This window comes from Jannaschia pagri, from assembly GCF_019655435.1.
GTDB classification, from domain to species: Bacteria; Pseudomonadota; Alphaproteobacteria; order Rhodobacterales; family Rhodobacteraceae; genus Jannaschia; species Jannaschia pagri.
The window spans coordinates 991,080-1,004,308 of sequence record NZ_BPFH01000001.1 but is presented as its reverse complement, the minus strand read 5'-3'; the positions used below and the strand labels follow the sequence as shown (position 1 = coordinate 1,004,308).

Below are 13,229 nucleotides of genomic sequence, written 5' to 3'. Positions count from 1 at the left end.
CAATAACGTCCGACCCTCCGACAAGCCAAAACGCTCAACTCCATTCACCGTAAGCGAAATTTTAGACATGCGGTCCTCCCAAACCTGTTTCGATCAATCAGCGGCCAACAGGCGGCGGAACCAGCCCTTTTTCTTCGGCGTCTCCACCGGATCCGGCGCGGGTTCCACGGCGGCAGGCGCGGCAGCAACGGCCTCTGGTTCGGCGGCGCCTTCGGGGGCGACTTCTTGTTGGAACCGCTCGAAGAATTGGTCGGCCATTTTGGCGGCGAAGGCATCGACGATGCGGCTGCCGAGCTGGGCCAGCTTGCCGCCCACACGGGCGTCGACTTCGTAGGACAACTCGGTGCCACCTGCGACGGGCGTCAGCGTCACATTGGCCCCGCCCTTGGCGAAGCCCGCGGCCCCACCCTTGCCTTCACCGGTCAGGGTCAGGCTCTCGACGGGTTTGCGGTCCGACAGGGTTACGGCGCCTTTGAAGGTGGCCTTCACCGGCCCGACCTTTTGCACGACGGTGGCCGTGAAGCCTTCGTCGGCATTGCCAGCCATTTCGGTGCAGCCGGGCACGCAGGCCTTCAGCGTTTCAGCATTCAGCAGCGCGTCCCACACCTGCTGGGGCGGGGCCGCGATGGTGCGGGTTCCGGTCATTTCCATGGTCTATCTCCTCCGAATAGCGGAGCCGAAGCGCGTGCCTTTGGCCCTAGCGCTCCGGCGGGTGGAAGGTGACGCCGTAGGCGGCGTGTATGTCTGCGATTCGGCCATCGGCCAGGGCAGCCCAGATGGCATCATCCACCGAATAGGCCAGGGGCCGATAGCGGAAATTGACGCCCAGCCCGATGGTCCATTGCCCTGCCGCGAAACCGGGCAGGGGGGGTGTATGGACGTCCAGATCCTCGGTGAGGCTATGTTCTATCTGGGACAGCGGGCCCATGGCGGCTTTCGTCTCGCCGCCGGCGAGGGCCTGCATCGCTTGGTACATGCTTGGATGGCGACGCACGTTCTGGACCAGTTGGCCGCCCGGAAAGGACGATAGGTAAAAATCGGCGATGGAGTCGTTTTCGACCGCCACCGTATCGAACCGGAAATAGGGGGGTGTCGGCGGGTCCTCGGGATACTCGGCCTTGTCAAAGCCGATGGCGATCCGCTCGGTGGTGTATTGGCCGGTGAAGACCACCTGCTCCACCCTGCAGGCGAAGCGTGCATCATAGGGCACGCGCATCATCACGTTCGACACCGCGCCGCCGACAATCGCGCCCTTCCAGACGTTGTTGCGCAGGTCCGCGTCCAGGGTTTCGCCAGCATCGACGAACTTGAACCGGGGCGCAACGCCCAGGCTTTCGGCGATCAGTTTACCGATATCGACGTCGATGCCACGGGGTTTGCCCGCCTCTTCCCAAGAATAGGGGCGGAAGTCTTCGTAGACCGCAATCGTCAGGAAACCACGGTCGATGATCGTGTCCAGATCCTGGCCCACGATGTCTCGGCTGGCGTTTTGGGGTTTGGGTTGCGGGATGTGGTCCGCGCATGGGTCCTGGGCCAGCGCCGCCCCCGGGGAGAGGGTGAAGGCGAGCGCGATGCCCAGGACGAGGCCCGCGATAGGATGCGGGCGGGGGAGGGGCCGTCCGCTCACTTGGCGGCGGACAGGCCGATGGTCAGGATCTCGGCGGCCTTGGCGGTGGCCGTCGGGTCGGCGGTCAAGGCGTTGGCTGCGCGGAACGCGACGCTGTCGGCCAGCGGGGCGCCGGAGAGGGTTTCGATGCCAGCGGCGATTTCGGCCAGGCGCGCGGCGGCGTCCGATCCATCGGCGGAGCCATCGGACAGGCCGTCACGTAGGGCGGCCAGTTCGGGCGTGATCTCTTCGATGGCCTGATCGTCGGGGCGGGTTTCGATGTATGTGCGGATGGCCCAAGCGGCCTCCTGCCCCAGCAGGTCCCCAAACGCGGGCATCTTGGTGATGCCGTTCTGGGTGTAGCCCTCGCGGAACCGCTCAACGTACCACTCGTCGCCGTATTCCTCGGCTTCGAGGAACCGAAGGTCAGGGGCGAGCCCGCCCGAGATGGACTCAAGCCCGTGGCACCGTGCGCAGTTCTGGTTGTAGCCGGAGGCGCCGATGCGCACCGCCTCGGCCCAGACCTCTTCGCCCACGGCTGCAACGCGGTAGGGGTTCTCCGTCAGCCAATCGCCTTCAATGGCGGGCAGGGTCGAGACGTCCATCGCCTGGGGCGCGACGTCACCGTGTCCAAAGGCTTGTCCGGTGACGGCGGTGGCGAGCACGGCTGCAAAAGTGGCGATCCGAATGGTCATCGCAAATTCCTCCCAAGTGTTGGCGGCAGATAATCGCGGCTGTCACTTTTGGGGTATTGGACCTTGGTCGACCGCAACCTTGGTAGAGTGCGACAAAGGTCGTGGTCCCCTTTTTGAATCCGACTTTTAAGGTCGGTTTTGGGAGGACAATCAGATCATGCGATGCACCATCGCGGCGGCTACGGCTGCCCTATTTCTATCTTTGCCAGCCGCTGCCGAAGTGACGGTTTCCGTGCACTATTTGGCCGTGGAGCGCGAGTTGCCGCCAACCTTGTCGAACCTCGATCCACGCCCCGAGCGGTTGGGTCTCGACGGGGCCGCGGTTGCGCTGGATGACAATGCAACGACCGGGCGGTTTATGGGACAGACCTATACCTTGTCCGAGACCGTCGTGCCCTTAGGCGACGATGTCGTGGAAGCGGCCCGCGCCGCTTTGGCGGAAACGCCTTTGTTGGTCGTGGACGGCCCGACCGAGGCATTGTTGGCCATTGCCGACCTGCCAGAGGCCGACGGCGCGCTGATCTTCAATGCAACCGAGGGCGATGTTGCCCTGAGGGGCGATGCGTGTCGCGCAAACGTGCTGCACACGATTCCCTCAACAGCCATGCGGACGGATGCCCTGGCCCAGTTCCTGGTCAAAAAGCGGTGGGATGACCTGCCGCTCATTGCGGGTGCCCATCCGCAGGACATGGCCTATGCGTCAGCGTTGGAGCGGTCTTTGACCAAGTTTGGTCTGTCCGTCGGCGACCGCAAGGACTGGGTCTTCGACGCCGATATGCGCCGCAATGCCTCGCAGGAGGTGCCGCTGTTTACCCAGGACTTGGGGGACTATGACGCCCTGCTGGTGGCCGACGAGTTGGGCGATTTCGGGCGGTATATCCTGTATAACACCTGGGAAGCCCGTCCCATCGCGGGATCCGAAGGGCTGTCCGCCGTCACTTGGGCGCCCGTGGTGGAGCAATGGGGCGCCGTCCAGCTTCAGAACCGGTTCGAGGAGGCGGCGGGCCGCGAGATGGCGCCCGAGGACTACGGCGCCTGGGCCGCCGTCCGCGCCATCGGCGAGGCTGTCACGCGCACCAACTCCGCCGATCCAGCGGTCTTGCGCGACTTCCTGCTGAGCGATGGCTTTGAACTGGCCGGATTCAAGGGGCGCCCGCTGACCTTCCGGGCCTGGAACGGGCAATTGCGGCAGCCGATCCCGCTGGTGCACCCCAGGGCCTTGGTTGCGCTCGCTCCGCTGGAGGGGTTCCTGCACCAGCGGACGGAACTCGACACTCTCGGGATCGACGAACCCGAGTCCACCTGTACCGCTTTCAATTGAGGAGACGACCATGATGCTCCGCGCATCCCTGCTGGCGCTCTGCGCCGCACTGCCTGCTGCCGCCGATGAAATCTGGGTGTCCAATGAAAAGGACGACACCATCAGCGTGATCGATGTCGAAACGCTGGAAGTGGTCCGAACCATCGACGTGGGCGAACGGCCCCGTGGGATCACCTTCAGCAAGGACTACTCTGTCCTCTATGTCTGCGCGTCCGACGACGACAGCGTGCAGGTGATCGACCCCGAGACCGGTCGTGTTCTCCATGACCTGCCATCAGGCGAGGACCCGGAGCAGTTCGTTTTGGCCCCCGACGACCGGCATCTTTATATCGCGAACGAAGACGACGCGATCACGACCGTGGTGGATACGGAATCCCGGACCGTCGTCGCCCAGATCGACGTGGGGATCGAGCCGGAGGGGATGGCCATTTCGCCCGACGGCAAGGTGGCGATCACCACCTCCGAGACGACGAACATGGCCCATTGGATCGACACCGAAAGCCAGAAGCTGTTCGCTAATACCCTGGTCGACAGCCGCCCGCGCCATGCGGAGTTCGTCAAAGAAGGCTCCGAGATGTGGGTCTCGTCAGAGATCGGCGGGACGATCACCGTCTTTGATGCCGCGACCCAGGCCGAAAAGTCGAAGATCGACTTCGAGGTCCAGGGCGTTCACCCCGACCGGGTGCAGCCCGTGGGTTTTGAGTTCACGGCGGGCGACACCCATGCCTTCGTCGCGCTCGGGCCATCGAACCACGTCGCCGTGGTCAATGCCGAAACCTATGAGGTCGAGGACTACATCCTGGTTGGTCGCCGCGTTTGGCACATGGATTTCAACCGGGATCGCTCGCTCCTCTTCACCACGAATGGGGTGTCGGGGGACGTGACGGTCATTGATGTGGCCAAGCGCGAAGCCATCAAAACGATCAAGGTCGGACGCTTCCCTTGGGGCGCGGCCTTCCGCCCGACCAACTGACGCCTGGTCCCGGGCGGGGGGATCCCCGTCCGGGTGCCAGTGCCGCCATCTTTCAAGCCGGGGATCCCCCCGCATTCATTCAACCAGACCGGAGACAACGATGATCAGAACCCTTGCCACCATTGCCGCCATGGCCGCGCTCGCCCTTCCCGCCATGGCGGATGACGACGACGATGATGACGACGGCTTCGGCCTTGCGGGCATCCTGTCGGCCTCGAACAAAGAAGACCTGGAGCCGATCCAACTGGGCGCCGGCATCCCCTTGACGACCGCCCCTTGGGTTCTGGAGTCGGGCAAATACTATGAGTTCGAAATCCAAGGCGACGGCAGCCAGGAATTGGCGCTGGTCGGGCCCGAGTTCTTCCGTGCCATCTGGATCGATGAAATTGTCGTTGAGGGGCTGGAAATTCGTCCCCTGGGCGTCGATTCCATCGAATTCGACGAGGCCGGTGAGATGGAAATCGGCTTTGTCGCGATCAAACCCGGCAGCTATTATCTGAAGATCCCCGGATCGACCGGTGAAACCCAGCGGGTGGAGATCACGATTGAATAGGCCCACGCGATGACCCTGCATGTTGACGGGGTCTCCTATGCCTATGGCGCGAAGCCGGCCCTTGATGGGGTCGGCTTTCGTGCGGAGCGGGGGAGGTTCACCGCGCTCCTTGGCCCTAATGGTGCGGGCAAATCGACCCTGTTCGGGTTGCTCTCTGGCCTGTTGACCACGCGCTCTGGGCGGATCGAAGTGGCGGGGCACGACATGGCGCGGGCCCCCCGCGCGGCGCTGGCGGCCATGGGGATTGTGTTCCAACAAACGACGCTGGATCTGGATCTGACAGTGCGCCAGAACCTGCGCTATTTCGCGGCGCTCCGCGGCCTTTCGGGTCGCGCGGCAGGCCCCCGGATCGACGCCGCGTTGGAGCGGCTCAACATGGCGGAGCGGGCGGGTGAGAAGGTCCGCGCCCTGAACGGCGGCCACCGGAGACGGACCGAGATTGCCCGCGCATTGTTGCACAACCCCCAAGTTCTGTTGCTGGATGAGCCGACCGTGGGTTTGGACGCCGCCGCGCGGCGGGGCATCACCGATCACGTCCACGATTTGGCCCGCGATGGCATGGCCGTCCTTTGGGCCACCCATCTGACCGATGAGGTTGCGGCTGACGATCATCTGCTGGTGCTGCACCGGGGGCGGGTCCTGGCCGACGGCCCGGCGACCGATGTGACCGGCAACCGGCCACTCGCCGAAACCTTCCTCACCATGACGAGCACGCCCGCATGACCGGCGCGCTAACGGCCTTGTTTGCGATCATCGCCCGCGAAGCCCTGCGCTTCGTCCATCAGCGGGAACGGTTCGTGGCCGCGCTGGTCCGGCCCCTGGTCTGGCTTTTGGTCTTTGCGGCAGGCTTTCGCGCGGCCCTGGGCCTGTCGATCACGCCGCCCTATCAGACCTACATCACCTATGAGACCTACATCGTGCCCGGTCTTCTGGGGATGATCCTGCTGTTCAATGGGATGCAATCCTCGCTCAGCCTGGTCTACGACCGGGAAATGGGGTCCATGAAGGTGCTGCTGACCGCGCCCCTGCCACGCTGGTGGTTGTTGTTCGCAAAGCTGCTCGGGTCGACAGCGATCTCTATTTTGCAAGCCTATGTGTTTCTCGCGGTCGCGGCGGTTTTTGGGATAAGACTGCTTGCTGTGGGCTATGTTGCGATGCTGCCTGCGCTTGTGCTGGCCGGATTGATGCTGGGGGCGCTCGGGCTGGCCTTGTCGTCCTTTATCAAACAGTTGGAGAACTTTGCAGGCGTTATGAACTTCGTCATCTTTCCGATGTTCTTTTTGTCCTCCGCGCTCTACCCGCTGTGGAAGATGGCGGAGTCATCGCGGCTGTTGCATGACATCTGCGCGTTCAATCCGTTTACCCATGCGGTGGAGCTGATCCGCTTCGCAGCCTATGGCGACTTCAATGGGATGGCGTTGCTTTGGACGCTTCTGGCACTGGCTGTCTTTGGCGCGCTGGCCGTGTGGGGCTACGATCCCGCTAGGGGCATGACGCGCGCACGGTAGGCTGGGATCCGGGCGCCGGATGTTTGTTGCGACGCTTTGGCGACCGCCTGAGGTGGTTCGTCAAAGGCGACGCCGAGCCGTTGACATGTCGTCCTGTGGACATGGGTGCAGTCGGGTCACGCGAAGCGTCCCAGCGACATACGTCCCCGCGCGGAACACACGAGATCGCCTTCGATTCGAGGTGGATAGACGAGCGAGGCTGCGCCGTTAAAGCGGCGTTCAGTTTCCCCAAGGGCAAGGACCGGCATCGCAAGAGCAAGTCGTCCAAAAACCCTGTGTAGATTGACCTTCCGGGCCGCAAACCTCTTAGGACAAGGGTCTTACGACCAATGTCCGATACCTTCCGCCTGCCCTCTCACACGATAGTGGCCGCGACCTGACGTGCCTGGGACGCCGTCGGTGACGATCGTACGGGAGGATCACATGAAACGCTTTATTCTTGCCACGACCGCTTTGGTCATGGCCTCAAGCTTCGCATATGCGGAGGTCACCGATGAGATGCTGGCCAACGACCAGGCCACCACCGGCGACGTTCTGACCAACGGCATGGGCCGTCATCTCCAGCGCTATTCGCCCCTGGACACGCTCAACCGGGACAATGTCGCGAACTTGGTGCCGGCATGGGCCTTCTCGCTCGGTGGCGAAAAGCAGCGCGGTCAAGAGACTCAGCCCCTCGTCCATGATGGCGTGATGTACATCACGGGCTCCTACAGCCGGATGTATGCCATCGACGTGGAAACGGGCGAAGAGCTTTGGCAGTACGACGCGCGCTTGCCCGAAGGGATCCTGCCCTGCTGTGACGTGGTCAACCGCGGCGCCGCCATCTACGGCGACATGGTCATCTTCGGCACGCTGGACGCGCGGATCGTGGCCCTGAACAAGGACACCGGCGATGTGGTCTGGCGCGACAAGATCGCCGACTACAAGGCTGGGTATTCTTACACCGCCGCGCCAATGATCGTGAACGGCCTCGTCATCACCGGCAACTCCGGCGGTGAATTCGGGATCGTCGGTGCCGTGCAGGCGCGCGATGTAAACACCGGTGACCTCGTCTGGCACCGCCCTGTGATCGAAGGTCACATGGGGATGCTGAACGGCGAAGAAAGCACGATGACCGGCACGCTGAACGCCACCTGGCCGGGCGACATGTGGAAGACCGGCGGCGGTGCGACCTGGCTCGGCGGGTCATACGACGCGCGGACCGATACCATCATCATGGGAGCTGGCAACCCGGCGCCTTGGAACAGCCACCTGCGCAACGCTGGCACGCCCGTTGAGGGCAATGCCGGTGACAACCTGTATGCCGCCAGCCGTATCGGCCTGGATCCGGCAACGGGTGAAATCAAGTGGCACTTCCAAACCACGCCGCGCGAAGGCTGGGACTATGATGGTGTGAACGAGGTCGTCGCCTATGATGACCGCGACGGCAACGCGCGCCTCGCTACGGCGGACCGGAACGGTTTCTTCTACGTGCTGGACGCGGAAGATGGCGGCTTCGTGAGCGCGACGCCCTTCGTCAAGGACATCAGCTGGGCCGAAGGAATCGACGAAAACGGTCGCCCGATCTTTGTCGAGGAAAACCGCCCCGGTGACCCGGCGGCGGCCGCCGACGGCAACAAGGGCGAAGTGATCTTTGCCTCGCCGTCCTTCCTGGGTGGCAAGAACTGGATGCCCATGGCGTTCTCGCAGCGGACCGGCAACTTCTATGTGCCATCCAACGAATGGGGCATGGACATCTGGAACGAGCCGATCACCTACAAGCAGGGCGCGGCCTACTTGGGTGCAGGCTTTACCATCAAGCCCAACTACGAAGACCACATCGGTAGCCTCAAGGCGATCAACCCCGACACCGGTGAGACGGTGTGGGAAGTCAAGAACGACGCCCCGCTGTGGGGTGGTGTGATGACCACCGCCGGTGGCCTGGTGTTCACGGGCACGCCTGAGGGCAAGTTCGTGGCCTATGACGACGAGACCGGCGAAGAGCTCTGGAGCTTCCAGACCGGCTCCGGCATCGTCGGCCAGCCGATCACCTGGGAACAGGGCGGCGAACAGTTCGTGTCGATCATCTCCGGTTGGGGCGGGGCTGTCCCGCTCTGGGGTGGGGAAGTCGCCAGCAAGGTGAACTACCTGAACCAAGGTGGCACCCTCTGGACGTTCAAACTGCCGAAGGCGCTGGCCAATATCGATGGTGACGGAAATCCGATCATCAAGACGTCTTACTAAGCACGTCTGACCTACGCCTAAAGTATAGGGGGCGCGGCTTCGGTCGCGCCCTTTTCTTCGGGTTGGGGCGACCTAAGACCTTTTGACAAGTGTTGTCTTTGGGTGGCCCGCCTATGATCCATTTTATGTCAGCAGATCTTGATCAACAGTCGCTTGCGGCGGAATCTGAAACCTCGGTTCGCACCGCGAAGGGCTGGGCGTTGGTGGTCGATGATCACCCCTTGTTCTGCGAAGCGCTGGAGATGACCCTGCGGTCCGTCGCCCCCGATTGGGACGTGACGACGGCATCGACGTTGCAGGATGGCCTGGACCGGCTGGACAATGCCGACAGCGCGCCTGCGCTGGTTGTCCTTGATCTGAACCTACCGGATGTCACCGGGTTCGACGGGTTGATGCGCGCTAAGCAGATGGCCGGCGGGGCGCCCGTGATCGTGGTGTCGTCAATGACGGACAACAAGGTGGTGTCTGGCGCGTTGCAGGCCGGTGCCTCCGGCTACGTGCCGAAACACTCCCCACGTGCGGTCTTTAAGGCTGCACTGGAAGCGATCGAGTCGGGCGCGACCTATCTGCCGGGCACCTTCGTCGAAAGCGCCGGTGACGCGAGCGAGGACCGGCATGATGCCGTCAGCCGCCTGGCCACCCTCACGCCGCAACAGGGGCGGATCCTGGATCTGATCTGTGACGGGAAGCTCAACAAGCAAATCGCCTATGAGCTGTCGATCGCTGAGACGACGGTAAAGGCCCATGTCACGGCCATCATGCGCAAGCTGGGCGTGCGCAGCCGGACCCAGGCGGTCCTTGTGGCTAAGGACGCGCGCTTTCCGCCGAACGCGACCTAAGGTCCTCCGACCTCCGTCGGACTTGCATCACCTGTCCGCTGCCTGCAATCCTTTCGGCTGGGAGGATTGCAATGGGAACCTTGCACGCGGCAGCGGATCTGTCGGTGCATTCGACGGCTGTGTCGGGTGCGCCTGAGCCTGCCTTTGTCACGTTAGACCTGTCGGCCCTGGACGGTCCCCTCGCGCCGCAAGTGGCAGCCCGGTTGAAAACGCAAACCTGGGCGCAGGTGTTTCTGTTCGCCGCGCCCTCCATCCCATTGCAGCCTTTGATCGACGATCTGACGCGGCGCATGCCCTCGGTGCCCATCGCCGGATGCAGCACCGCCGGTGAGATCGGCGTGGCTGGCTATACCGAAGGCCGCCTGATTGTCGCGGCCCTGCCAGAGCGTAGCTTTGCCAGCACATCCGTTCTGATCGAGGGTCTGGATCAATTGGATCAGCAGCAGATCGCGGACCAGGTGATCGCCGCCCGCATCGCCCTGGCAGAGCGCAATCCGGGCAAGCCCAATAGTTTTGCGTTTCTTATGGTCGATGGGCTGAGCCTGCGCGAAGACGTCTTGGTGGGTGCCCTGGGCCCCGCCTTGGGGCAAACCCCGCTTTTTGGCGGGTCTGCGGGGGACGGGACCGCGTTTGAGCGGACCTGCGTGGCGCTTGATGGGCGGGTCTTGTCAGACGCCGCCATCGTGACCCTGGTGCAGACGGACCATGCCGTGAAGGTGTTCAGCCTGGACAATCTGCGCCCCACGGACACGCGGATGGTCGTCACCGCCGCCGATCCAGATCGCCGCATCGTGAAAGAGATCAATGCAGAGGTCGCGGGCCGAGAATACGCCCGCATCATCGGCAAAGACCCCGACCAGCTGGATGAGTTCATCTTTGCCGCCCATCCCGTGACCGTCCGTCTGGGCGAAACCCACCATGTCCGCGCCATCCAACGGGTCAATCGCGACGGTGAACTGGTGTTCTTTTCCGCCATTGAGGAGGGCATGGTCCTCACCGTCGCAGAAGCGGACAATATGGTGGACCACCTGGACCGAGCGCTGGATCGGTTGACCAATGGTGGGGCGGCGACCGGGATCTTGGCCTGCGATTGCCTGTTGCGACGTGTTGCCGCCGAGCAGGGTCAGTATGGGCGCGACATCTCGGACGTGCTATCACGGTATGGCGTGACGGGCTTTTCGACTTACGGCGAACAGATCGGTCCGCTCCACCTCAATCAGACGATGACGGGCGTCGTTCTCTTCCCGCCGGGGGATTGACCTGATCTGATGACCCTGATCGACCCGTCCGACACGCCGGAGCGTCAGACAGCGAAGCTGTTGCGCATTGCAGAATCCCTGATGCGTCGGGTGGAACAGAGCCCCGATCACTCCAACCTGGCCTACGCCCAGTTTGAGCGCGCCGCCCGACTTGAGGGGGAGGTTCGCCAACGGACCGCCGACCTGGAGCGGACGCTGGATCTGCTGCACGAGTCCAACGCGCGCTTGGCCGAAAGCATCGAAGAGGCCCAGGCCGCCCAGTCGAACTTGGCCGAGGCCATCGAAACGGTCGAGGAAGGGTTCGCGCTGTTCGATGCCGACGACAGGCTCGTGCTGAACAACAGCCGGTTCTGTACGGATCTGGGTGACGTGGCTGGGCGCTTGCGCCCTGGGCTGTTGTTCGCGGACTATGTTGATTTGGTCAGCCGCAGCCAGTCTTTGGAATTGCCCGACGGACAAACGCGCAACGAATGGCGCGCGCGTCGGTTGTTGCGCCATGCCGACAGCCATACGACCTTTAACGTGCGCCTGTCTCTGGACCGCTGGATCCAAGTGTCGGAACATCGCACGACCTCCGGCGGGACGGTGATCTTGCAGACGGACGTTACCCGCGTGATCCGGTCGGAGCGGCGCGAACGGGACCGTCTGATTGACCGGCGCGCCAGGATCGAGCGGGCGACGCTGGACCATCTGGCCCAAGGCGTCTGTACCTTTGATCGGGACGGCAAGCTGGTGGGTTGGAACGCCCAGATGGAAGCGATCCTTGCGCGGCCCTTGGGCGCGCGGCAAATCGGGTCTCGGTTCGATCAATTGCTGGACCGGCTTGCGGATATGTTCACCTTCACGGGGCACATGGACCGGACGGGTCTCAAGGCCTGGGCTGCACGGCGGGGCCATCGACGCGATCTGCAGTTTGAGGTGCTCCAAGGGGCCGAGACTGGGACGCACCGGATCTATACCGTCTCGGCCCAGCAGATGCCCGATGGTGGCTTTGTCATCAGCTTTACGGACGTCACGTCGGAGCGGGACAGCGCGCGCGCCCTGCGGGATTTGAACGAAACCCTGGAACGGCGTGTGGCGGCCCGCACCGATGAATTGGGCGCGGCCTTGGACGAGGCCCGCCGTGCCAATGCGTCCAAAACCCGGTTCATGGCCGCGGCGAGCCATGACCTGCTCCAACCGTTGTCGGCGGCCAAGCTGTTTGTCTCGGCCATTGAGGACCGCACCGAAGAGGCCGAGATCGGAGAGGTCGCGGGCAAGGCTATCGCAGCCCTGGCGTCGGTCGAGACGTTTATCGAGGCGCTGCTCGACATCTCCAAACTGGACTCGGGTCGGGTCGAACTTTCGGTCGAAGACACGCCGCTGTCCGCCATTCTGGGCAGCCTCGCGTTGGAAATGACCCCCCTAGCCGCGACTAAGGGGATCACGCTCACCTTCGTGCCCACCACTCTGAGCGTCTGCAGCGACCCTGTGTTGCTGCGGCGGATGATCCAGAACCTTGTGGCGAATGCCATCCGCCACACCGATGGCGACCGCGTTCTCGTGGGTGTCCGTCGCGAAGACGGCCAGGCGCGGATCGAGGTTGTGGACAAGGGGCCAGGGATCCCGGCGGAGCATCAAAAGGATATCTTCCGCGAATTCCACCAATTGGTGCCCCACCGATCCGGGGCAGGGGGGCTGGGCCTCGGGTTGGCGATTGTCGAGCGGGCGGCAGACAGTCTGGGCCACGGATTGATGCTGCGGTCCGAGTTGGGGCGCGGCAGCCGATTTGGCGTGACGGTCCCGATTGTCAGCGGCCCCGGTCCCGCCGCCACGCCCAACAGCGACGCGGCAACCCATGCGTCCCGCCCGGCGCTGTCGGGTCTTGTGGTGTTTTTGGTCGAGAACGATGCGGAGGTGGCCCGGGGGATCACCTTAATGGTGGAAGGCTGGGGCGCCGACCTGATCCACGCGCCCGATGCGGAGGCTGGGCTGCAGTTGCTGGAGGACCTGGGCATCGCGCCCGATGTTTTCCTTGTGGACTATCAGTTGGGCGACGGGATGGACGGTCTGGAAATGATCGACCATCTGAGGGCGCAATTCGGGCCCGTCGCCGCGCGGTTGATCTCGGCGGATCGGTCCTCTGCCCTGCAACGGGCCTGCGAGGCGGCCCAGGTGCGCCTGATCCAAAAGCCACTCTCCGCAGAGGAAGTCGCCGCGTTCCTGTCCACGGTCGTGGGGTCCCCGGTTCCGGGGGCCGCCGCATCATGAGG

Annotated in this window: 12 protein-coding genes; 9 read left to right on the top strand and 3 right to left on the bottom strand. The window is 63.6% G+C overall.

Annotation, left to right across the window (positions count from 1 at the left end):
• Positions 1-93: 93 nt before the first annotated feature.
• The 3 genes from K5R33_RS04850 to pedF are packed head-to-tail and all read right to left on the bottom strand — an operon-like array spanning position 94 to position 2,301.
• Positions 94-651 carry an SRPBCC family protein gene (locus tag K5R33_RS04850; protein WP_220747822.1) on the bottom strand — a complete coding sequence of 186 codons (558 nt, stop codon included), beginning with the start codon at positions 649-651 and terminating at the stop codon, positions 94-96.
• Between the two features lie 46 nt (positions 652-697).
• Positions 698-1,627, bottom strand: a complete 930-nt coding sequence (locus K5R33_RS04845; protein WP_373314130.1) for a substrate-binding periplasmic protein — start codon at positions 1,625-1,627, stop codon at positions 698-700.
• Positions 1,624-2,301 (bottom strand): cytochrome c-550 PedF, encoded by a 678-nt coding sequence (pedF, locus tag K5R33_RS04840; RefSeq protein ID WP_220747821.1) that lies wholly within the window; start codon positions 2,299-2,301, stop codon positions 1,624-1,626. The genes K5R33_RS04845 and pedF overlap by 4 nt, the downstream gene beginning before the upstream one ends.
• Before the next feature lie 157 nt (positions 2,302-2,458).
• On the opposite strand from pedF, the gene pedA1 reads away from it, so the two are divergent.
• From pedA1 to K5R33_RS04795, 9 genes are all read left to right on the top strand, one after another.
• On the top strand, positions 2,459-3,622 hold the full coding sequence (gene pedA1, locus K5R33_RS04835; RefSeq protein WP_220747820.1) for a lanthanide ABC transporter ABC transporter substrate-binding protein PedA1: 1,164 nt from the start codon (positions 2,459-2,461) through the stop codon (positions 3,620-3,622).
• Positions 3,623-3,635: 13 nt separating this feature from the next.
• Positions 3,636-4,595, top strand: coding sequence for a YVTN family beta-propeller repeat protein (locus K5R33_RS04830; RefSeq protein ID WP_220747891.1), 960 nt, complete (start codon positions 3,636-3,638; stop codon positions 4,593-4,595).
• 100 nt (positions 4,596-4,695) lie between these two features.
• Entirely contained in the window at positions 4,696-5,148 is a 453-nt protein-coding gene (locus K5R33_RS04825) for a cupredoxin domain-containing protein (protein WP_220747819.1), read from the top strand.
• Between the two features lie 9 nt (positions 5,149-5,157).
• On the top strand, positions 5,158-5,871 hold the full coding sequence (pedB, locus tag K5R33_RS04820) for a lanthanide ABC transporter ATP-binding protein PedB/LutE (protein ID WP_220747818.1): 714 nt from the start codon (positions 5,158-5,160) through the stop codon (positions 5,869-5,871).
• Positions 5,868-6,656: a lanthanide ABC transporter permease protein PedC gene (pedC, locus tag K5R33_RS04815; protein ID WP_220747817.1), complete on the top strand. Its 789-nt coding sequence runs from the start codon at positions 5,868-5,870 to the stop codon at positions 6,654-6,656. Before pedB ends, pedC begins: the two co-directional genes overlap by 4 nt.
• 423 nt (positions 6,657-7,079) lie before the next feature.
• Entirely contained in the window at positions 7,080-8,879 is a 1,800-nt protein-coding gene (locus K5R33_RS04810; protein WP_220747816.1) for a PQQ-dependent methanol/ethanol family dehydrogenase, read from the top strand.
• A 125-nt stretch (positions 8,880-9,004) separates the two neighbouring features.
• The gene (locus K5R33_RS04805) at positions 9,005-9,718 is read left to right on the top strand and encodes a response regulator transcription factor (protein WP_220747815.1); all 714 of its coding nucleotides are present in this window, start codon (positions 9,005-9,007) and stop codon (positions 9,716-9,718) included.
• A gap of 71 nt (positions 9,719-9,789) precedes the next feature.
• Positions 9,790-10,977 (top strand): FIST N-terminal domain-containing protein, encoded by a 1,188-nt coding sequence (locus K5R33_RS04800; protein WP_220747814.1) that lies wholly within the window; start codon positions 9,790-9,792, stop codon positions 10,975-10,977.
• Between the two features lie 9 nt (positions 10,978-10,986).
• The gene (locus tag K5R33_RS04795; RefSeq protein ID WP_220747813.1) at positions 10,987-13,227 is read left to right on the top strand and encodes a hybrid sensor histidine kinase/response regulator; all 2,241 of its coding nucleotides are present in this window, start codon (positions 10,987-10,989) and stop codon (positions 13,225-13,227) included.
• Positions 13,228-13,229: the final 2 nt, after the last annotated feature.

Bases quoted from the DNA above. Each gene is read 5' to 3' on its own strand.
- K5R33_RS04850 (WP_220747822.1), bottom strand. From the start codon at position 651: ATGGAAATGACCGGAACCCGCACCATCGCGGCCCCGCCCCAGCAGGTG.
- pedF (WP_220747821.1), bottom strand. From the start codon at position 2,301: ATGACCATTCGGATCGCCACTTTTGCAGCCGTGCTCGCCACCGCCGTC.
- pedA1 (WP_220747820.1), top strand. From the start codon at position 2,459: ATGCGATGCACCATCGCGGCGGCTACGGCTGCCCTATTTCTATCTTTG.
- K5R33_RS04830 (WP_220747891.1), top strand. From the start codon at position 3,636: ATGCTCCGCGCATCCCTGCTGGCGCTCTGCGCCGCACTGCCTGCTGCC.
- K5R33_RS04825 (WP_220747819.1), top strand. From the start codon at position 4,696: ATGATCAGAACCCTTGCCACCATTGCCGCCATGGCCGCGCTCGCCCTT.
- pedB (WP_220747818.1), top strand. From the start codon at position 5,158: ATGACCCTGCATGTTGACGGGGTCTCCTATGCCTATGGCGCGAAGCCG.
- pedC (WP_220747817.1), top strand. From the start codon at position 5,868: ATGACCGGCGCGCTAACGGCCTTGTTTGCGATCATCGCCCGCGAAGCC.
- K5R33_RS04810 (WP_220747816.1), top strand. From the start codon at position 7,080: ATGAAACGCTTTATTCTTGCCACGACCGCTTTGGTCATGGCCTCAAGC.
- K5R33_RS04805 (WP_220747815.1), top strand. From the start codon at position 9,005: ATGTCAGCAGATCTTGATCAACAGTCGCTTGCGGCGGAATCTGAAACC.
- K5R33_RS04800 (WP_220747814.1), top strand. From the start codon at position 9,790: ATGGGAACCTTGCACGCGGCAGCGGATCTGTCGGTGCATTCGACGGCT.
- K5R33_RS04795 (WP_220747813.1), top strand. From the start codon at position 10,987: ATGACCCTGATCGACCCGTCCGACACGCCGGAGCGTCAGACAGCGAAG.